Here is a 19838-nt window from a genome sequence, read left to right as displayed (position 1 = left end):
AGGGTTCCCATGCCTTTTCCAAGTCACCGTCCACGGAGACTGCGGTCTACTCCTGCGCTGCGTCGCTTGGTAGCGGAAACCTCGGTCGAGCCAAGGCATTTGGTGCTGCCGATGTTCGTCGCCGACGGCATCGACGAGCCTCGTGACATTGCGTCGATGCCAGGCGTGGTGCAGCACACCCGCGACTCGCTGCGCCGCGCCGCCGCCGATGCGGTGGCTGCCGGCGTCGGCGGATTGATGCTGTTCGGTGTCCCTCGCGACGAGGACAAGGACGCCACCGGTTCGGTCGGCATTTCTGAAGACGGCATCCTCAACGTCGCACTGCGCGATCTGGCCAAGGACCTCGGCGAGGACACCGTGTTGATGGCCGACACCTGCCTCGACGAGTTCACCGACCACGGCCACTGCGGGGTGCTCGACGACGCGGGCCGCGTCGACAACGACGCCACCAACGCACGCTATGTGGAATTGGCTGTCGCACAAGCAGATTCGGGTGCCCAGGTGGTCGGGCCGAGCGGCATGATGGACGGCCAGGTCGCCGCGATCCGCGACGGCCTCGACGCGGCCGGCCACACCGACACGGTGATCATGGCCTACGCCGCGAAGTTCGCCTCCGGGTTCTACGGCCCGTTCCGCGAGGCCGTCGCCTCAAGCCTGCGCGGGGACCGGCGCACGTACCAGCAGGGTGCGGGCAACGCCCGCGAGGCCCGCCACGAGATCGAGTTGGACATCGACGAGGGCGCCGACATCGTGATGGTGAAACCGGCGATGAGCTATCTCGACGTGGTCAGTGCGGCCGCCGACATCTCGCCGGTTCCGGTCGCGGCCTATCAGGTGTCCGGCGAGTATTCGATGATCGCCGCCGCCGCCGCCAACGGGTGGATCGATCTGCAGACCGTGGCGTTGGAGACGCTGACCGGCATTCGGCGCGCCGGTGCGGACATCGTGCTCACGTACTGGGCGGCCGACGTCGCCGGTTGGCTGGCGTGACGAATCAGCAGCAACCGACGACCGCGCCGGGCAGGCCCGTTGACGTCGACACCGGATTCTGGCTGTGGGTGGCCGCCCTTCCGCTGATGGTGACCGGCTACATCGTCGACCTCTTCACCAACCCGAGAGACCATCCCCCGGCGATCGTGTACGCGGTCTCGTTGCTGTTCGTCGTCGTGGTCGCGGCGATCGTGGTGACATTCCTGATCTTGATGCGGCACGGTTACCGGTGGACACGCACCTTGTTGACCGGTGGCGGCATCGCATCGGTGGTGTACGCCGCCACCAATCTGTTCAGTGTCGACCGACCCACGGCGGCGGCGATCACGTACGCGGTCACCGTAATCGTGGGCTCGGTGTTGATCGTCGGCGGCGCGTTCCTGCTGCACCGCAAGGACGCGCACGCCTTCTTCACCCGGTGAGCGGCTAGGCTTGGCCGCGTCATGACAGCCCCACAGTCGCGACCGCGCGTCGTCACCGCCGCATTCTGGTGCTGGGTGGGCGCGTCGTTTCTGCTCATGCTCGGCGGTTTGATCGCGGCTTCACTCAATGTTCCGGTGGTCTTTCGCGGCGCCGGTGTGCTGTTTGCGATTGCCGGCGGGGCGTTGGCGTTTCTGACCGGCCGCGTCCGCGGCGGCGATACCCGGTTCCGGCGGGCCGCGCTGGCGCTGGCGCTGACCGTCGTCGCGCTGATCGCGCTGGCGGCGCTGGCCCGGCTCGCCAACGGCATCACGCTGCTGGCGGTCTTCCCGCTGGTCGCCGGTGCCGTGCTGATCACCCGGCCCGCGGCGGTGCAGGGACAGGAGTCGCCGTGAGCAACGTCGGCACGTCGTCGGACGTGCTGTTCTACGAACAGGGCGCCAGCTGGTGGTGGACCGCGGCCGGGCCCGCCGCCGGCGTCGCGATGGCGCTGATCCAGTTGTCCGCCGGTTACGGCATCCAGCTGCTGGTTCCCGGCGTGTTCTTCGTGCTCGTCAGCGGATTTCTGGCGATCCAGGTCAAGGCCGCGCGCATCCACACCTCGGTCGAGTTGACGCCCGATCATCTGCGGCAGGGCACTGAACTGCTGCGCATCGACGACATCGTGCGGATCTACCCGGAGCCGACCGGGCCCGACGAGCCGAGGTGGATGTCCGCGCGGGCGCTCGGCGAGCTGACCGGCGTCCCGCGCGGTCGCACCGGCATCGGCCTGCGGCTGACCAACGATCGCACCGCCCAGGCGTGGGCGCGCAAGCATCAGCTGCTGCGGTCCGCGCTGACCCATCTGGTCGAGGAGCGCATTCCCCCGGAGCAGGCGTCGTGAGGGCCCGGGTCGAGTTGGTCGCGGCGGTGGTTTGCGCGGTCGGCGCTGTGCTGAGTTGGTTGGCCGCCAGTTCGACGGTGGTGGTCGCGCCTGTGCTGGACGGCGAGCCGCAGACCACGTCGGTGGTCTACAGCGCGCCGCTGCTGGTGCTGTCGCTGCTGCTGGCGACGATCGCCGGCGTGCTGGCCGTGCTGGGCATCGCCCGGATGCGGCGCGGCTGATCCGTCGAGATCGACGTTTCGCAGGCCGCTACCCGGGCGGTTTCACGCCGGGTTGGTACAAAGTTCGAAATCTGTAACACTGTTGCACATGACCGAGCTTGCCGAGCAGTCCACCGCCACCGACGCGCTGCCGTTGGGGCCCGAGTCGCTGGTGTGGCGGTATTTCGGCGACAACCGGATGTACCTCATCGGCCCGCGGCCCGCGGTGCTGCAGAACATGCTCGCCCAACTCGGCCAGGGCGTGCTGGACCACTCGTCGTTCTTCGCCGACACCGCGGAGCGACTCAAGCGCACCATCCCGCCGATCTTCAACACCGTCTACGGGTCCGACCACGAGAACGCGGGCACTCAGGTCCGCGACTTCCACCACCACGTCAAGGGCCAGATGCCGGGCCCCGACGGACCGGCGGGCCGCTACCACGCGCTCGATCCGGACACCTACTTCTGGGCGCACGCCACCTTCGTCGAGCAGGTGCTGTACTTCGCCGACACGTTCGTCAAGCGGTTGACGCGGGCCGAGAAGGAACAGATCTACCTGGAGTCCAAGACGTGGTATCGCCGCTACGGCGTCAGCGACCGGCCGATGCCCGCGAACTACGCCGAGTTCGAACGGTATTGGGACCGGATGATGGACGAGATCGTCGTCGCCCACCCGACCGCGAAGTACGGCGTCGGCTACGTGACGAAGGGCTTCCCGTGCCCCAAAGCCGTGTCACCTGCGTTGTGGCGGGTGATCGCGCCGGTGTTCAATCCGGTGGCGGCGTTCCTGACCACCGGGGGGCTGCCGCCGCGGGCCCGCGAGCTTCTCGGCCTGCCGTGGAGTGACCGCCAGGAGCGCCGCTATCAGCGGTTCGCCGCGTTGTGGCGGTCGCGACCGGTGAACTGGGTGTGGGACCATCTGCCAATGCGGGTGCGCTACAACGGTTATGCGTTAAAGGGCTATGCGAGGGGCTGATCCCACCCTGGAGGCCATCCTCGACGCCGCAGTCGTCGAGTTCGAACAGCACGGCTTCCGTCGGGTGGCCCTCGACGACGTCGCCCGCCGGGCCAAGGTCAGCCGCACCACCATCTACCGGCGGTTCGCGAACAAGGACGACCTGGTCGCGGCCGTCATCGAACGGGAGAACCTCCGGCTGTTCGCCGACATCGCCATCGAGCTGAAAACTGCTGGGCCGCAAGCGAACTACTACGTCGAGGCGTTTACGCTGTCGATCCTGAAGTTTCGTCGGCACCGGGTGCTCGACAGGATGATCACCGACGAGCCCGGCTTGGTGCTCGAGCTGGCGGATCAGCACTACGCCGCCGCCATCGATCGGATGGCGGAGGCATTGCGGGTCATTTTCCCTGCAGGGTTCGCCGAGCTGATCGGCGAGCAGGCCGTCACCGAATTGGCAGACACCATCCTGCGCTACGCCGCGATGGTGCTACTGCTGCCCAGCACCCAACCCTTGGACACCGCCGACGACATCCGCGCATTCGCCAGACAGCACTTCCTGCCCAGCCTTCCCACTGCGTTGCGGGCCGTGCCTGCTGGTTAGCTGCGCTGTGTTTGATAGGTCACACCTTCGGGCAGCCATACCGCATGGGTACCGAACAACAGCAAAGCACCGGCGAAGCCGAGCAACAGCAGCAGACTGGCCAGCCCGACGTCCGCGAGCAGCGCCGACAGGCTGAGTCAACCGAGAACTCCGAAGAACCGAAGATGACCGAGAAGCCCGAGGTCACCGACGAGCACGAAGAAGAGGCCAAGAAGATAGCGCAGGCGTACGACGACGACCACCTCCAGACCACGGTACTGCCCGGCAGCGGCGGCACGGTTTCCGGAACCGCCGTCACCGAGTGGGTCGATGACAAGGACAAGGGCCACATCGAAACCACCGCCGAAGAGGGCAACGTGGAATATCGCAAAACCGAGGAATTCCGCAAGATTCAGGAGTCGTGACTCTTCGGGCGCGGCCTCTGGCGGTAATGCCTAAGCTTCAAAAGCGTGGCACCGCTTGAGGTAATCGCCCCGGCTTTCGTCGAGATGGCTCACTCGATCGTGTGGGCTTCAATCGCCACCGTCGACGAGAACTGCCGTCCGCGTACCCGTATCCTTCATCCGATCTGGGAATGGGACGGCATCGATCTGTTCGGTTGGATCGCCACGGTGCCCAGTCCGGTGAAGAAGGCGCATCTCGCCGTCCACCCGGAAATGGCGGTCAGCTACTGGACCACGAACCACGACACCTGTAGCGCCGACTGCCTGGTGGAGTGGTATCACGACGACGAGACCCGATCCGCGGTCTGGAAGAGGTTCGCCGACGCGCCTGCGCCCGTAGGCTATGACCCTCGTATTGTCCCCATGTGGGCCGACGGCCCGACCTCGGAGCAATTTGCTGCACTGCGGTTGAGCCCCTATCGGCTGCGGGTGATGCCCGGCACTGCGATGATCACCGGAGAAGGAGAGACGCTCACCTGGACGGCGACGTGAACCCGACGACCACCGAGACCATCGACGTCAGCGCGCTGCCGTTGGTGCCGAAGAACCCACTGCCGCTTCGGCAACTGGTGCAGTTGGTCCGCAGGCTGGACACCGGTCAGGAGGTCATCCGCGACGCGGGCGGCCCGCTCAGCAGAATTCAATTCGGGCCCGCGAAGCTGTTCCCGCCCATCGTGGCGGTGATGTCGCCCAACGCGATACGCGACGTGCTCGGTCGCAGCGACGCGTCCTCCGAGCGCTGCGTCATCCATGAAGAAGTGCAGAGCATGGCGGGGGACAGTCTCTTCGTGCTGCCCAACGAGCAGTGGCGCCCGCGTAAGCGGGCGCTGCAACCCGTGTTCACCAAACACAACGTCCGGAACTTCGGCGGCCACATGTCCTCTGCGGCACAGCAATTCGTCGAACGCTGGCCGGACGGCGGTGACGTCGATCTCGACACCGAATGCCGCACGGTGGCGATGCAGTCGTTGGGTCGCTCGGTCCTCGGCATCGACTTGAACGAACGGGCGGACACCATCGCCCGCTGTATGCACGTGGCGTCCTCGTACACCGCCGACCGGGCGCTGCGCCCGGTTCGTGCGCCGCGATGGCTGCCGACCCCGGCACGGCGCAAGGCCCGCGCCGCGGTTCAGGCCATGCGCACGATCACCGACGAGATGGTGCATGCCTGCCGGGCGGATCCGACGCGCGACGCCCCGCTGGTGCAGGCATTGATCGCCGCGTCCGATCCTGAGACCGGGCAACCACTTTCGGACGCCGACATCTCCAACGATCTGCTGATCTTCATGCTGGCAGGACACGACACCACCGCGACCGCGCTGACCTATTCGCTGTGGGTGCTCGGCCACCACCCCGACATCCAGGATCGCGTGGCCGCAGAGGCCGCCGCGATCGGTGATCGTCAACTGACGCCCGACGACGTGCCGCGGCTCAGCTACACCGTGCAGGTGCTGCACGAGTCGCTGCGGTTGTGCCCACCCGCCGCAGGCGTCGCCCGGTTGGCGACCCGTGACATCGCGGTCGACGGCTATCGCGTGCAGGCGGGCAGTTTGATCGCGGTGGGAATCTATGGGCTGCACCATGATCCGGCGATCTGGCCCAACCCCATGGTGTTCGACCCGGACCGGTTCAGCCCGGAAAACGTCAGGGCGCGCAACCGCTGGGAGTTCCTTCCGTTCCTCGGCGGCGGCCGGCCATGCATCGGTGAGCACTTCGCCCGGCTGGAAACCACGCTGGCCTTGGCCACCATCGTCCGCGCACTCGAAGTCCGTTCTATGGACAGCGATTTCACGTGTGACGTACCGTTCACCACCGTCGCCGACGGGCCCATCCCGGCACGTGTGAAGCCGCGGCGCTGAGCCGGTCCCTTGTCGCCGGTGCCGTCACCACCTGTGCCGCCTGAACGTTGTGAAGTGCTACACGACGGACTATCCGACCGGTACCACGTGCCGACGGCACTGCGCGCAGCGGTCCAGCCGTACCAGCGCCGAGACAAGGTCATCGACGAGGGGGAGTTCGCCATCGGCATCGCAGATGTCGAGTAGTCGCCGCACCGGCGGCGCGCCGATGATGACCCAGTCGACGTCGCTGCGCGCGCAGTGCACGCTGATGTAATACAGCGCAGTGAAGCCGTGGCCGCCGAAGAAGTCGACCGCGCGCAGGTCCAGTAATAGTTGACGGGAGACACCGGTGTGGGCCTCGACGTAGCGCGCCATCACGCGTGAATTCACTGCGTCGATCTCACCAAGCACCGACACGGTCGTCCTGGCCGATGTCGATCGCCGCGCCGCGAACATCGCCCTCCCGCATCGCTGCATGTCACCGGAGAAACTCGGGGCATGACGATACATGCGGATGGTCCCCGCAGGCTGCATTATTGTGTCCCCTAGATGATTGTGACGGCGTTCGTTACGGCTGGACGAACGCTACATTGCGTCGAATCGGCCTGACGCTCGTCAACTGCCTTGATACCAGCGGGTTCGGCTGGCAGGCATATACCCGTATATCTATGAGACGCGAAGCACCACCTTCCCCTTCTTGCCGTGCTCGGCGGTGCGGGCGAAAGCAGCTTCGAACTGGTCCAACGGAAAAACGCTGTCGATCTGCGGCTGCAGTTCTGGCAGCGCACTGAGCTGCGCACCGTTTGGCTCTACGACGAAATACTGGGCGCCGGGCGCCTCAGCTGCGACCGTGACGACGCGCGCCGCGCCGCCAGCGTTACGCGCCAGCTCCTCTCCGCCTGTGGTGTCGAAGAGGAGGTCACAATCCTCGCCGTCCTCGACCAGATCCGCCCCTAGGTGAGGTCCGAGTTGGGCGGCTATGTGTCCGACTCCGCCGCGCCTGCCAGTGATCAGTAATCGCTCGCCGCGTTGAATCTTGCCGTGGACGACTAGCGCCTGCCACGCGGTCGTCCCTGGCATCGGTAGCGCGGCCGCCTGCTCATAAGTCAGTGCGGACGGCTTCGGCGCAAGTAAGGATTTCGACACGACCGCGAACTCGGCGGCGACACCATCGCGATCGAACGGCGTCAGCGCGATGACCTCCTGTCCTGTCGACTCGACGACGCCACACAGCTCATAGGAGGGAGTCGCAGGCAGCCGATCCGTCGACCAGGTCAACTCATCCCTGGTGATCGCCGCGGCGTGGACTCGAATGAGCACCTCGTCGGGACCCGGTTCAGGTTGGGCAATCTCTTCAAGCCGCAACCCGTCAGCGTGCTGGCGTACTGCCTTCATCAAATTCTCCTCATCTTCGTTGTGGTAACTCGTCTCGACGACGGCGACGCAACTGCGGTGGCCTCGCAAACTGGCCTGCAACCCCGCGGGGCTCTGGATGTACTGAGAATGCGGTAAGACTGGGTGAGGTGTCATCGCCCACCTCTGCGTTCACCCGGGTGAGTAGTGCGCTGCCGTCTACGCCGATTCGGGATCTTCATGTCACTCGTCGAACAGAGGATCTCGGTACTGCGCGGCGGGGTCGGTGTGCCACCAAGGCAGAGCTGCAGGCATCACCGGCCCCACCCACTCTGCATGCTCATGGCTGTCGGACACCAACGCATAGCAAGTGATGCCGAACGCCACGGCGGTTGTGGTCAATCTGAGCGGCGCACGAGTTGGGTCAATTGAGCCCGAGAGGTGATGCCGAGCTTGGCAAACGCATTGTGTACGTGGGTCTTCACGGTGTGAGGCGATAGGTGGAGTTCGTGTGCGACGGAGCGATTGGTTGCGCCCTCGGCGATGAGGTTGATGACCTTGAACTCCGACTCAGTGAGGCTCTCCCAGCCGGTTTTTTCCCGCGCGCGGGTGACGATGCGCCGTGCCACACCCAACCCGCGCAGCAAGCGGCCAACCCTGCGGGCATCGGCGATCGCTTCATACCGGCTGTAGGTGTCGAATGCGGCGTTGAGCTGATCGACCGCCTCGTCAGTGCGGGCGATGCGCGCGAGTTCGGCCCCGGCATCCTCGGCGGCGCCACCATAAAGAAGCGGCCGTTGCGACGATTCAAGCAACCCAGCAGCATCCACCAGCGCGCGCGCATCGCGTTCCAGTATCCCGCGGGCATATCCGGCCACCGTCGCCAACAACGGCACTGCAGGCCGTTCACGCTCCAGCACCTCGCTGGCCTGCAAGACTCGCGCCCGCAAACCGGCATCCCCGGCCGCCGAAGCCACCCGCGCACCCAAGATCAGCCGAACCAACGCGTGGGGGAAAAGGGGTGTCCCCAGCAAGCTGATGTCGCCAAGCCAGCGCGCCGCTTCATGAACGTCGTCGCGATACCACGCCGCCCGCGCCAGCACATATGCCGAAGCACGACGTTGCCCAGGCGAACCTGTGCCGTAGGCAACACGCGCATCATTGGCCGCCTGCTGCAACAAGTTCCGGTCATCGGTGTGCGCCGCTACCTCGGCGAGGATCAGCAATCGATGTACATCGTGCTCGGTCGCGCCTGTCGGCTGTGGGGGCGCAAGGGACTCGGCCGCGTCGCGAGCGGCCGAGAGCCGACCAGCGGCGAGGTGGACCCACCCGCTGTAGACGACCCAGGTAGCCAGGGCTAACGAGTTGCCTTCCCGGCGGGCCCGCCCCATGCCGTCGGCGACCCTAGCGGTCGCGTCGTCCAATCGCCCGACCACCGCCAGCAGATTTGCGTGGTACCCCTCGGCATAGGCATGTGCCAACGCCGTTTCATTCGTGTACGCGAGTGAGCGAAGCTGCTCGAGGCGGCCTAGTGCCCGCGCCGGGTAGCCCTCACCAGAATCGAGCAACGCGTGAGTGACCTCGGCCACGATCGTCGCCTCGAGATCACCGGTGGCTGCCGCGGCGGCGGTGGCTTCGTCGGCTGCGGTGCGCCATTGCCCGCTTTTGTCCTGCAACACAAGGTTGTAGGCCAGCCACGCCAGATGCCGTGTCCGGATGACCTCGCTGATCCCGCTCAACCGCAGCGCCCGGCGGTTCTCCTCCACCCGCCTCTGCGTGCTGTGCCTGGTGAGCGTCGGAAGCCGGAGTCGGATCTCGGCCTGGACGTCGGGCGAGGCCGCCTCCGAGAGCGCCACGACGGCCAATTCTTCGGCCTCGTCGTAGCGGCTGGCCCGGTTGAGCCACGCCACCGTTTCGGCGACCAACGACCCGTTCTCGGCATCGTCGACGGGCAATAACTCCAACGCCCGCTTGCTCAAGTCCGCGGCCGCGCTCGCATCGCTGTGGCCCACCGATTTCGCGGCCTGACGCAGCGCATCGATGGCCTCCCGGTCTCCCGGCTCCGCGCTGCGCGCCAACTGGGTGGCCACCTCGGCCGGCGTCGCACCCATGTCCAACATGATGGATGCTGATTGGCGCTCCATCGCCCGAAGCAGCGACTGCGGCAACGACTGCCGGGTGGCCTCCCGCAACAAATCATGCCTAAACCGCAACTGCTCACCGTCTTCGATGAGCAGATCGGCACGCACCGCCTCCTGCAACGCCGACAGCAATGACACCGGCTGACGGTCCAGCATCGCGGCCAACAATCCCGCCGAAAACCGATCCGGCAGCACCGCGGCCACCCGCACCACCTGTGAGGCCTGCGGACTAAGCAGGTCCAGCCGCTGATGCATCGTGGCACCCAACCGCCGCGGCAACCCCGTTCCCGTCACCACCGCACGCCCACCGGCAACGTTCAGCCGGTCCTCCTCGCCCAGCCCGCCCACCAGCTCACGGACCAGAAACGGATTACCGTGCGCCTTGGAGGCCAAATTCAACAGCGACACATCGGGTTTCGCGCGTACTGCATCTTCGACCATGTCGGCGACCGCGTCCGCCGCGATCGCCCCCAACCGCACAAACGTGGCATTGGCCCGCTGCAACACCGACAACGTGTCCTGCACGGCGGGTCCACCGTCCCCGGTACGCGCGGTCAACACCCACAACACCGCCACATCCCGCCGCGCCGTGGCCAGCGACCGCAAGGCCAACAACGTGGCGTTATCGGCCCAGTGAATGTCCTCCAACACGATCACCAGCGGAGTCTGCGCGGCCGCCACCCGAATCGCCTCGGCCAGATCGTGCACCACCCAATACCGCAGATCCGCCGAACCACCCAACCTGCGCAAGGCCTCAGCCTCACCCACGGGAGGATCCGCATGCAGCGTCGCCATGAACAACGAGAAAAACGGCACCGACTGCTGGTACTCAAACGCCTCACCAAACAGCGCCCGGACCCCAGCCTTCTCGGCCAACCTCAACACCTCGGTGAGCAACCGGCTCTTGCCGATACCCGGGGGCCCCTCAACAACCAGCACACCCCCGTGACCGGAAGCCACTGCAGAAACCAGCCCACCAACTATCTCGAGCTCATCGTGCCGCCCACGAATCGGCGGTATGCGCACCGTCCCCGAGGTACCCACAGCGCTCACGCGAATGACCGCCCACCAACTTGACGTAGGCGGGCGCAAAGCCTCCAGATTGTGCCGTCCAAGTTGTGTCGCCCAGATCTCTCGCCGCTGCTAGCGCTGGCAGTCAGTGTAGGCCTGTTCCGCCGCTCCCACCTGCTGTGATCCCGTTGGGCTACGCAATTGGCGATGAGTTTGCCGCACGCCGCGCCGTTACCGATGTCCGTGGCCGGCACGTCCAGCTCGAACGCCGACCACTACACCCTGTAGTTGACCTCATCCGCGGGGCTGGAACACTAGAGGTCATGCACCGCACCGACCTGTCCGCGAAGCTGTTCAGCGACGCGTGCGCCGTGATCCCCGGCGGGGTGAACTCGCCGGTCAGGGCGTTTTCCTCGGTCGGAGGCACCCCGCGCTTCATCACCTGCGCGGCGGGCTACTGGCTGACCGACGCCGACGACAACCGCTACGTCGACCTGGTCTGCTCGTGGGGACCGATGATCCTCGGCCACGCGCACCCCGCGGTCGTCGAGGCCGTGCAGCGGGTCGCCGCCTACGGTCTGTCCTTCGGCGCGCCGACACCGTCGGAGACCGAACTCGCGACCGAGATCATCGGCCGCGTTGCGCCGGTCGAACGGCTGCGCATGGTCAACTCCGGAACCGAGGCCACCATGAGCGCCATCCGGTTGGCCCGCGGGTTCACCGGCCGCGCCAAGATCGTCAAGTTCTCCGGCTGCTACCACGGCCACAGTGATGCGCTGCTCGCCGACGCCGGATCGGGGGTGGCCACTCTCGGTCTGCCGTCCTCGCCGGGGGTGACGGGCGCCGCCACCGCAGACACAATCGTGTTGCCCTACAACAATGTTGCGGCCGTCGAAGAGGTCTTCGGGCAGTTCGGCGACGAGATCGCCTGCGTCATCACCGAAGCCAGCCCCGGCAACATGGGCACCGTCCCACCTCTGGACGGTTTCAACGCCGCCCTGCGCCGCATCACCGCCTCTCACGGCGCGCTGCTCATCTCCGATGAGGTGATGACCGGCTTTCGGGTCAGCGGATCCGGTTGGTACGGACTCGATCCCGTCGACGCGGACCTGTTCACTTTCGGCAAGGTGATGAGCGGTGGCCTGCCCGCCGCCGCGTTCGGCGGCCGCGCCGAGGTGATGGAACGACTCGCGCCGCTCGGCCCGGTGTATCAGGCGGGCACCTTGTCGGGTAACCCCGTCGCGATGGCGGCCGGCCTTGCCACACTGCGCGCCGCCGACGATGCCGCGTACGCCGCACTGGATGCCAACGCCGACCGGTTGATGGCGCTGATGAAGACGGCGCTCACCGAAGCCGGTGTGGCGCATCAGGTTCAGCATGCGGGCAACATGCTCAGCGTGTTCTTCACCGACGAACCCGTCCACGACTTTGCGTCCGCCCGCGCCACCGAGACGTGGCGGTTCCCGGCGTTCTTCCACGCGCTGCTCGATGCCGGTGTCTATCCGCCGCCGAGCGCATTCGAAACCTGGTTCGTCTCAGCGGCTCTCGACGACGAGGCGTTCGAGCGCATCGCCGACGCCCTGCCCGGTGCCGCGCGCGCGGCGGCCGAAGCGAAGAAGCCGACATGACCGAGAAAACAATCGTGCACGTGATGCGGCACGGCGAGGTGCACAACCCGGAGAAGATCCTGTACGGCAGGCTGCCGAACTACCACCTCTCCGAACGCGGGCGTGCGCAGGCGCAGGCTGTCGCGGACTGGCTGGCTCTGCGTGACATCGTCTATGTCGTCGCCTCGCCGCTGGAGCGCGCGCAGGAGACCGCGGAGCCGATAGCGGTCGCCCGCGGCCTGTCGATCGACACCGACGACCAACTGATCGAGTCGACGAACATCTTTCAGGGCCAACGGGTCTCGCCCGGCGACGGCGCCCTGCGCGATCCGCGCAACTGGTGGTACCTGCGCAACCCGCGCAGCCCGTCCTGGGGTGAGCCATACGCCGACATCGCGGCCCGCATGACGGCGGCGCTGCACAGGGCCAGGGCCAAGGCAGCCGGTCACGAGGCGGTCTGCGTCAGTCACCAGCTTCCGGTGGAGACCCTTCGCAGGGCGATGACCGGTCACCCGCTGCACCACTTCCCGACCCGCCGGATGTGCAATCTGGCCTCGGTCACCTCCTTCTACTTCCACGGCGACGCCTACGTCGGCTGGGGATACTCGGAGCTGGCAGGGCAGTGAAGTGGCTGGTGGCCCTGGCAAGCGCGGCGGTGGTCGCGCTCGCTGGCTGTTCCACCGGTGACGACGCCGTCGCGCAGGGCGGCACCTTCGAATTCGTGGCGCCAGGCGGCAAAACCGACATCGTCTACGACCCGCCCGAAAACCGCGGCCGCCCAGGCGCGTTGACGGGCCCCGAGTTGATGGACCCCGCCAAGACCGTGTCGCTCGACGACTTCGCGGGCAAGGTCGTCGTCGTCAACGTGTGGGGTCAGTGGTGTGGACCCTGCCGCACCGAGATCACCCAACTGCAGAAGGTGTACGACGCCACCCGCGCCAAGGGGGTGGCGTTCCTCGGCATCGACGTGCGCGACAACAACCGCGACGCCGCACAGGACTTCATCCTCGACCGCAAGGTCACCTTCCCGTCGATCTACGACCCGCCGATGCGCAGCATGATCGCGTTCGGCGGTAAATATCCCACCACGGTGATTCCGTCGACCGTCGTGCTGGACCGCCAGCACCGCGTCGCCGCGGTGTTCCTCCGCGAACTGCTCGCCGAGGACCTGCAGCCTTTGGTGGAAAGGCTTGCTGGGGAAAAGGACTCAACACCGGAGCACCAAAAGGCCGGCGCATGACCGGGTTCACCGAGATCGCCGCTGCTGGACCGGTGCTGCTCGCCGTCGGTGTCAGCATCGCGGCAGGCTTCGTGTCGTTCGCCTCACCGTGCGTGGTGCCGTTGGTGCCGGGCTACCTGTCCTATCTGGCCGCCGTCGTCGGCGTCGAGGAAAGGCCGGGCGACGTCGCCGTGCGCACCGCCCGACTCCGTGTCACGGGCGCGGCGCTGCTGTTCGTGGCGGGCTTCACCGCGGTCTTTCTGCTCGGGACGGTCGCGGTGCTGGGGATGACGACGACGCTGATCACCAATCAGCTTCTGCTGCAACGCCTCGGCGGCGTAATCACGATCGTGATGGGTCTGGTGTTCGTCGGATTCATCCCGGTGCTGCAGCGCGAGGCCCGATTCACTCCGCGCCAGGTCTCGACGCTCGGCGGGGCCCCGCTGCTGGGCGCGGTGTTCGGGCTGGGCTGGACGCCGTGCCTCGGGCCGACGCTGACGGGTGTGATCGCGGTGGCCTCGGCCACCGACGGCGCCAGCGTGGCCCGCGGCGTGGCGTTGGTGATCGCCTACTGCCTCGGGCTGGGGATCCCGTTCGTGCTGTTGGCTTTCGGTTCGGCCCGCGCAGTACAGGGCCTGGGCTGGCTACGGAAGCACACTCGCGCGATTCAGATCTTCGGCGGGGTTCTGCTGATTCTGGTCGGCACCGCGCTGGTGACGGGGCTGTGGAATGACTTCGTGTCCTGGGTGCGCGACGTGTTTGTCAGCGATGTGACGTTGCCGATATGACGAAGCTGCTCGCGCTGATACGGAACACCTGGCGGACCCTGACGTCGATGGGCACCGCGCTGGTGTTGCTGTTCCTGCTGGCGCTGGGCGCCATCCCCGGCGCACTGCTGCCGCAGCGCAGCCTCAACGAATCCAAGGTCGAGCAGTACCTCGCCGAGCATCCGACCATCGGCCCCTGGCTGGACCGGGTGCAGGCCTTCGAGGTGTTCTCCAGTTTCTGGTTCACCTCGATTTATGTGCTGCTGTTCGTCTCGTTGGTCGGTTGCCTGACCCCGCGACTGATCGAGCACGCCCGCAGCCTGCGGGCCACGCCGGTCGCGGTGCCCCGCAACCTGAGTCGACTGCCCAAACACCATGCCGCCGAGATCAACGCGGACCCGCAGCAGTTGACCGACCACGTCAACGGCGAACTGAAGGGGTGGCGCCGCGTCGTCCGCACGCAAGAGGGCGGAATCACCGAGATTTCTGCGGAAAAAGGTTACCTCCGCGAGTTCGGCAACATCGTCTTCCACTTCTCGCTGCTGGGTCTGCTGGTCGCGGTGGCCGCCGGCAAGCTGTTCGGCTACGAGGGCAACGTGATCGTCGTCGCCGACAAGGGGCCAGGCTTCTGTTCGGCGTCACCCGCGGCGTTCGACTCGTTCCGGGCGGGCAACACCGTCGACGGCACCTCGCTGTACCCGATCTGCTTGCGGGTCAACGACTTCCAGGCGCATTATCTGCCCAGCGGGCAGGCCGTCGGCTTCGCCGCCGACATCGACTACCAGGCCGGCGCCGACCTCGACAGCAACACCTGGCGGCCGTACCACCTGAAGGTCAACGAGCCGCTGCGCGTCGGCGGCGACCGGGTGTACCTGCAGGGCCACGGCTACGCCCCGACGTTCACCGTCACGTTCCCCGGCGGGCAGACCCGCACGCAGACGCTGCAGTTCCGGCCCGAGGACCAGATCACCCTGCTGTCCTCCGGCGCGATGCGGTTCGACCCGCCAGCCGGCAGCTACCCCGGCCCCGACCAGCGGCGCAAGAACCAGATCGCCATCCAGGGTCTGTTCGCGCCGACCGAGCAACTCGACGGCACGCTGCTGTCGTCGAGCTTCCCCGCGATGAACGACCCGGCCGTCGCCATCGACATCTATAAAGGCGACACCGGCCTGGACACCGGCAAGCCGCAGTCGTTGTTCTCACTCGATCCGAAGCTCATCGAGCAGAACCGGCTGACCAAGAAGGCCAGGGTGAACCTCAAGGTGGGACAAGAGGTCCGGCTCGACCCTGGCCCCGGGCCTGGCACCGTCGTCCGGTTCGACGGCGCCGTGCCGTTCATCAACGTGCAGGTGTCGCACGACCCGGCCCAGATCTGGGTACTGGTGTTCGCGCTGACGATGATGGCCGGCCTGCTGGTGTCGCTGGTGGTGCGGCGTCGCCGGGTCTGGGTTCGGCTGACGCCCGCGGGTGCAGGTACGGTAAGCGTCGAGCTGGGCGGCTTGGCGCGCACCGACAACTCGGGGTGGGGTGACGAGTTCGAGCGGTTGACGCAACGTCTGTTGGACGTCGACGTCCAGCGGGAAGCGGAGAAGGTCACATGAATACCGAACACATCGACATAGACCTGGCCCGGTATTCCGACTGGGCCTTCACCTCGTCGGTGGTGGTGCTGGTGACCGCGCTGCTGTTGCTCGCTGTCGAGCTGGCCTACAGCCGAGGCCGCAAGGTCGAAGCCCGCGAGTTGGTCGGGGCCGCAACGGCGGCGACATTCGGCCCGGGCGCCAAGGTGGGCGCCGACAGCGCCACCCCTGGGGTCGTCGCCGCGGAGCCGAAACGCCCGCTCGACGAACGCACCGGCAAGGCCGGGCTGGCGTTGGTCTACGTCGGCATCGGGTTGTTGGCAGTGTGCATCGTGCTGCGCGGTCTGGCCACGGCGCGGGTGCCCTGGGGCAACATGTACGAGTTCATCAACCTGACCTGTTTCTCGGGACTGGTCGCGGGCGCCATCGTGCTGCGCAGGCCGCAGTACCGCGCCCTGTGGGTGTTCGTGTTGGTGCCGGTGCTGATCCTGCTGACCGTGTCGGGTCGCTGGCTCTATACCAACGCCGCCCCGGTGATGCCGGCACTGCAGTCGTACTGGTTGCCGATCCACGTGTCGGTGGTCAGCCTCGGCTCTGGGGTGTTCTTGGTGGCGGGGGTGGCCAGCATCTTGTTCCTGCTGAAGATGTACCTGCCCGACAACGCGTTCGTGCAACGGCTGCCCGACGCGCAGACGCTCGACCGGATCGCTTATCGAACAACCATTTTCGCGTTTCCGGTGTTCGGGTTCGGCGTCATCTTCGGCGCGATCTGGGCCGAGGAGGCCTGGGGCCGGTACTGGGGCTGGGACCCCAAGGAGACGGTGTCGTTCATCGCGTGGGTGGTGTACGCGGCGTATCTGCACGCACGGTCGACCGCGGGCTGGCGCGACAGGAAGGCCGCATGGATCAACGTCGTCGGATTCGTCGCGATGGTGTTCAACCTGTTCTTCATCAACCTGGTCACCGTCGGGCTGCATTCGTACGCTGGAGTCGGCTGATAACGAGAGGGGTACGCGTTGTCTGACCAGTCGGGCGGGTTTCGGTCGCAGCAGCGGTTCAGCGATCCGGCGCAGTCTGTTCCGGCCGAGTGGACCGCCCCGACACCGCCGAACGGCTTGCCGCTGGGGCACGCGTCTGGTCCGCCGGCCTCGCCGCCGGACCAACCGACGCCATACCTCGATCTGTCCACCGTCGCGCTGCTGGGGCAGCCCAAGCGGGCGCCGTCGGAGGGGTGGCGCAAGTGGCTGTACTTCGGGACGTTCAAACTGCTCAACGTCGGCGAGAGCCCCAAGGTCACCCGCCGCAACGGCCTCGTCGCCCAGGTGCAGCGGCCGCTGCGCGGCTGCTACCGGATCGCGTTGCTGTCACTGAAGGGCGGCGTCGGCAAGACCACGATCACCGCGACGCTCGGAGCCACCTTCGCCTCCATCCGCGGTGACCGCGTCGTCGCGGTCGACGCCAATCCCGACCGCGGCACGCTCAGCCAGAAGGTGCCGCTGGAAACCCCGAACACCGTGCGGCACCTGCTGCGCGACGCCGAGGGCATCGAGGCCTACAGCGACGTCCGCGCCTACACCTCGCAGGGGCCCAGCCGGCTGGAGGTGCTCGCGTCGGAGAGCGATCCCGCGGTGTCGGAGGCGTTCAGTTCCGACGACTATGCGGCCACCCTGGAGGTGCTGGAGCGGTTCTACAGCGTGGTGCTCACCGACTGCGGCACCGGCATGTTGCACTCGGCGATGTCGGCGGTGCTGGATAAGGCCGACGTGCTCGTGGTGGTCAGCAGCGGTTCGGTCGACGGAGCCCGCAGCGCATCGGCCACCCTGGACTGGCTGGACGCGCACGGACATCAGGACATGGTGCGCAACTCGATCGCGGTCATCAACGCGGTGCGACCCAGGTCAGGAAAGGTCGATCTGAAGAAGGTAGTCGATCATTTCTCGCGGCGGTGCCGCGCCGTCAAACAGGTGCCCTTCGACCCGCATCTCGAGGAGGGCGCCGAGATCAGCCTCGACCGGCTCAAGCCGGAGACGAGGGAGGCACTGCTGGAATTGGCGGCGGTCGTCGCGGACGGCTTCCCGAGCGCGACGACCTGAAGCACGTCTGACTAGGGCCGCTCCGGTCGAGGATTGTTGTCCCCGTGACCGAGCCGCCGCAGAAAATCGGGATCGTCGTCCGGGCCGATCACACGCGTCTTCGGCCGAGCCGCAGTCATGCGGGTCAGCCGCCAACCGGCGTAGACCAAACCGCCCAACACGAGAACAAGGAGCAAATACGCCACCAAAAACCTCCTTTAACTGAATATACGCGCCGTGGGTAGGCTCGGGCCGTGTCTGATCGACCACCTCGATCCCGATTGGTGCTCGACGTGCTGGCCTACGTCGCAGCCCGCCTGCTACTCGTCGCGATTCTGACGGCGGTGATCTTCGGTGCCGGACATCTGCTCGGCGTGCGCGATTTTCCGCTCGTGGTGGCGTTGCTGTTCGGTTTGGTGATCGCGCTGCCGCTCGGCATCTGGTTGTTCGCCCCGCTGCGGCGCCGCGCTACCGCGAGCATCGCGGTCTTCGACGAACGCCGCCGCAAAGACAAGGAGCAGTTGCAGGCCAGGCTGCGCGGTGAAGACACCGACGAGCCCTCCGCCGGATGACGGCGCGCGAAGCGTTCGGCGCCGAATTCGCCGGGGCGGATGGATTTCTCAACTCACCCACCTACGGGCTGCCACCGCAGTTCGTGGTCGACGCGCTGCAGGCCTGCATCGCCGAATGGCAAGCGGGAATCATGGATGTGCCATCGTTCGACGGCTACGTCCGTGACGGGCGTGCGGGCTATGCGGCGCTGGCGGGTGTTCCCGTCGACTCCGTGGTGATGGCGGGCAACGTGTCCGCGGCACTCGGGTTGGTGGCGGCAGCGATTCCCGACGGCAGTCGGGTAGCCACATTGGCGGGCGAATTCACCAGCACCACCTTCCCGTTCGCCGCGCAGGCAAACCGCGGTGTCACGCTCACCGAGTTGGCGCCCGCGGACCTGATCGCCTCCGCCGCCGACTTCGACGTCGTGACGGCCAGCCTGGTGCAGTCCGCCAACGGCGCCGTACTCGACGTCGACGCGCTGCGAAACACTCTGGCGGACACGGACACACTGACCGTCATCGACATCACGCAGGCCCTCGGGTGGAAGAAAGTCGACCTCGGCTGGGCCGACGTCACCGTCGCGGCGGTCTACAAGTGGTTGCTCGCGCCGAGGGGAACCGCGTGGATGTCGCTGAGCCACAGGGTCAGCCGGTTCGTCACGCCGCACGCGGCGAACTGGTATGCGGGTGAGGATCCCTGGCAGTCGATATACGGCCTGCCGCTGCGACTGGCCGACGACGGCAGGCGCTTCGACGTTTCGCCGACGTGGTTCAGCGTGCTCGGGGCCGGGCTGACGTTGCCGTGGCTGGCGGCGTTGGACAACGCGGCCGTCGAGTCGCACGCGGTCGGGCTGGCCCGCCGTGCGCAGGCTGAACTCGGACTGCCACAACATGATTCGGCGATCGTGTCGATACCCATCGCCGATGCGGCCGACAAGCTGGCCGCCGCAGGCATCCGCGCCTCGGTCCGCGCAGGCGCGGTGCGCGTCGGTTTTCATCTGTACAACACCGAAAGCGACCTGGACCGGTTGCTCGACGCGTTGCGCGCTTAGCGCGAGCAAACGGGAAGGTCCCGACACGCCGTGGAAACGGCGTAATTTGCGTCTGTTGGCGCCTGGGAAGTGCCCCTGGGAAATGGGGGATAACTGCTAGGCGCGGATGGGTGACAGCAGCGACGACATTCGCTCCTACCGAGGCG

Annotated in this window: 23 protein-coding genes; 19 read left to right on the top strand and 4 right to left on the bottom strand. The window is 66.7% G+C overall.

The genetic code is table 11. The features are described from left to right. The first annotated feature begins 9 nt into the window (after positions 1 to 9). The 10 genes from hemB (at position 10) to A5724_RS25055 (ending at position 6354) form a co-directional block, all read left to right on the top strand. Complete coding sequence (gene hemB, locus A5724_RS25100) at positions 10 to 990, top strand: porphobilinogen synthase (protein ID WP_067808683.1); 981 nt, start codon at positions 10 to 12, stop codon at positions 988 to 990. Next, entirely contained in the window at positions 987 to 1412 is a 426-nt protein-coding gene (locus A5724_RS25095; protein ID WP_082965258.1) for a hypothetical protein, read from the top strand. The genes hemB and A5724_RS25095 overlap by 4 nt, the downstream gene beginning before the upstream one ends. 21 nt (positions 1413 to 1433) lie before the next feature. Further along, complete coding sequence (locus A5724_RS25090; RefSeq protein ID WP_067808679.1) at positions 1434 to 1805, top strand: hypothetical protein; 372 nt, start codon at positions 1434 to 1436, stop codon at positions 1803 to 1805. Then, positions 1802 to 2293, top strand: coding sequence for a DUF3093 domain-containing protein (locus A5724_RS25085; RefSeq protein ID WP_067808677.1), 492 nt, complete (start codon positions 1802 to 1804; stop codon positions 2291 to 2293). The genes A5724_RS25090 and A5724_RS25085 overlap by 4 nt, the downstream gene beginning before the upstream one ends. Continuing rightward, the gene (locus A5724_RS25080) at positions 2290 to 2514 is read left to right on the top strand and encodes a hypothetical protein (RefSeq protein ID WP_067808675.1); all 225 of its coding nucleotides are present in this window, start codon (positions 2290 to 2292) and stop codon (positions 2512 to 2514) included. The genes A5724_RS25085 and A5724_RS25080 overlap by 4 nt, the downstream gene beginning before the upstream one ends. An 88-nt stretch (positions 2515 to 2602) precedes the next feature. Continuing rightward, entirely contained in the window at positions 2603 to 3469 is an 867-nt protein-coding gene (locus A5724_RS25075; RefSeq protein WP_067808673.1) for an oxygenase MpaB family protein, read from the top strand. Further along, positions 3456 to 4052 (top strand): TetR/AcrR family transcriptional regulator, encoded by a 597-nt coding sequence (locus tag A5724_RS25070; protein WP_067808671.1) that lies wholly within the window; start codon positions 3456 to 3458, stop codon positions 4050 to 4052. Before A5724_RS25075 ends, A5724_RS25070 begins: the two co-directional genes overlap by 14 nt. Positions 4053 to 4096: 44 nt before the next feature. After that, on the top strand, positions 4097 to 4456 hold the full coding sequence (locus tag A5724_RS25065) for a hypothetical protein (RefSeq protein WP_067808669.1): 360 nt from the start codon (positions 4097 to 4099) through the stop codon (positions 4454 to 4456). A gap of 45 nt (positions 4457 to 4501) precedes the next feature. Further along, positions 4502 to 4987 carry a pyridoxamine 5'-phosphate oxidase family protein gene (locus A5724_RS25060; protein WP_156752446.1) on the top strand — a complete coding sequence of 162 codons (486 nt, stop codon included), beginning with the start codon at positions 4502 to 4504 and terminating at the stop codon, positions 4985 to 4987. Further along, positions 4984 to 6354, top strand: a complete 1371-nt coding sequence (locus tag A5724_RS25055; RefSeq protein ID WP_067808665.1) for a cytochrome P450 — start codon at positions 4984 to 4986, stop codon at positions 6352 to 6354. Before A5724_RS25060 ends, A5724_RS25055 begins: the two co-directional genes overlap by 4 nt. Before the next feature lie 69 nt (positions 6355 to 6423). Here A5724_RS25055 and A5724_RS25050 read toward each other — a convergent pair whose 3' ends face one another. The 3 genes from A5724_RS25050 to A5724_RS25040 all read right to left on the bottom strand — a co-directional run bounded on the left by A5724_RS25050 (position 6424) and on the right by A5724_RS25040 (position 10874). Further along, positions 6424 to 6846, bottom strand: coding sequence for an STAS domain-containing protein (locus A5724_RS25050; protein ID WP_232004973.1), 423 nt, complete (start codon positions 6844 to 6846; stop codon positions 6424 to 6426). A 156-nt stretch (positions 6847 to 7002) separates the two neighbouring features. Then, positions 7003 to 7731 (bottom strand): NADP-dependent oxidoreductase, encoded by a 729-nt coding sequence (locus A5724_RS25045; protein ID WP_067808661.1) that lies wholly within the window; start codon positions 7729 to 7731, stop codon positions 7003 to 7005. Between the two features lie 356 nt (positions 7732 to 8087). Next, complete coding sequence (locus A5724_RS25040; RefSeq protein WP_067808659.1) at positions 8088 to 10874, bottom strand: helix-turn-helix transcriptional regulator; 2787 nt, start codon at positions 10872 to 10874, stop codon at positions 8088 to 8090. A 290-nt stretch (positions 10875 to 11164) separates the two neighbouring features. On the opposite strand from A5724_RS25040, the gene hemL reads away from it, so the two are divergent. From hemL to A5724_RS25005, 7 genes are read left to right on the top strand one after another with little or no spacing between them, the layout of a single operon-like run. Continuing rightward, the gene (hemL, locus tag A5724_RS25035; RefSeq protein ID WP_067808657.1) at positions 11165 to 12469 is read left to right on the top strand and encodes a glutamate-1-semialdehyde 2,1-aminomutase; all 1305 of its coding nucleotides are present in this window, start codon (positions 11165 to 11167) and stop codon (positions 12467 to 12469) included. Continuing rightward, a complete protein-coding gene (locus tag A5724_RS25030; RefSeq protein WP_067808656.1) occupies positions 12466 to 13074 on the top strand; it encodes a histidine phosphatase family protein in 609 nt (202 codons plus the stop codon). Before hemL ends, A5724_RS25030 begins: the two co-directional genes overlap by 4 nt. After that, positions 13071 to 13688, top strand: a complete 618-nt coding sequence (locus A5724_RS25025; protein ID WP_067808654.1) for a TlpA disulfide reductase family protein — start codon at positions 13071 to 13073, stop codon at positions 13686 to 13688. Before A5724_RS25030 ends, A5724_RS25025 begins: the two co-directional genes overlap by 4 nt. Continuing rightward, entirely contained in the window at positions 13685 to 14455 is a 771-nt protein-coding gene (locus A5724_RS25020) for a cytochrome c biogenesis CcdA family protein (protein WP_067808652.1), read from the top strand. The genes A5724_RS25025 and A5724_RS25020 overlap by 4 nt, the downstream gene beginning before the upstream one ends. Next, positions 14452 to 16035, top strand: a complete 1584-nt coding sequence (locus A5724_RS25015; protein WP_067808650.1) for a cytochrome c biogenesis protein ResB — start codon at positions 14452 to 14454, stop codon at positions 16033 to 16035. Before A5724_RS25020 ends, A5724_RS25015 begins: the two co-directional genes overlap by 4 nt. After that, positions 16032 to 17012: a c-type cytochrome biogenesis protein CcsB gene (ccsB, locus tag A5724_RS25010; RefSeq protein WP_067808648.1), complete on the top strand. Its 981-nt coding sequence runs from the start codon at positions 16032 to 16034 to the stop codon at positions 17010 to 17012. Before A5724_RS25015 ends, ccsB begins: the two co-directional genes overlap by 4 nt. Before the next feature lie 18 nt (positions 17013 to 17030). Beyond that, on the top strand, positions 17031 to 18107 hold the full coding sequence (locus A5724_RS25005) for a MinD/ParA family protein (RefSeq protein ID WP_067808646.1): 1077 nt from the start codon (positions 17031 to 17033) through the stop codon (positions 18105 to 18107). Positions 18108 to 18118: 11 nt separating this feature from the next. On the opposite strand, the gene A5724_RS34280 is transcribed toward A5724_RS25005, so the two are convergent. Then, positions 18119 to 18292, bottom strand: coding sequence for a hypothetical protein (locus A5724_RS34280; RefSeq protein ID WP_197518774.1), 174 nt, complete (start codon positions 18290 to 18292; stop codon positions 18119 to 18121). 48 nt (positions 18293 to 18340) lie between these two features. Here A5724_RS34280 and A5724_RS25000 point away from each other — a divergent pair, with 48 nt between their 5' ends. Together A5724_RS25000 and A5724_RS24995 are read left to right on the top strand one after the other, a co-directional pair. Next, entirely contained in the window at positions 18341 to 18658 is a 318-nt protein-coding gene (locus tag A5724_RS25000) for a DUF4229 domain-containing protein (RefSeq protein WP_067808643.1), read from the top strand. After that, entirely contained in the window at positions 18655 to 19692 is a 1038-nt protein-coding gene (locus A5724_RS24995; RefSeq protein WP_067808641.1) for an aminotransferase class V-fold PLP-dependent enzyme, read from the top strand. The genes A5724_RS25000 and A5724_RS24995 overlap by 4 nt, the downstream gene beginning before the upstream one ends. Positions 19693 to 19838 lie beyond the last annotated feature (146 nt).

Origin of the sequence: Mycobacterium sp. ACS1612 (genome assembly GCF_001667505.1) — a bacterium.
Classification (GTDB): Bacteria; Actinomycetota; Actinomycetes; order Mycobacteriales; family Mycobacteriaceae; genus Mycobacterium.
This window is presented reverse-complemented; position numbering and strand designations above follow the sequence as displayed.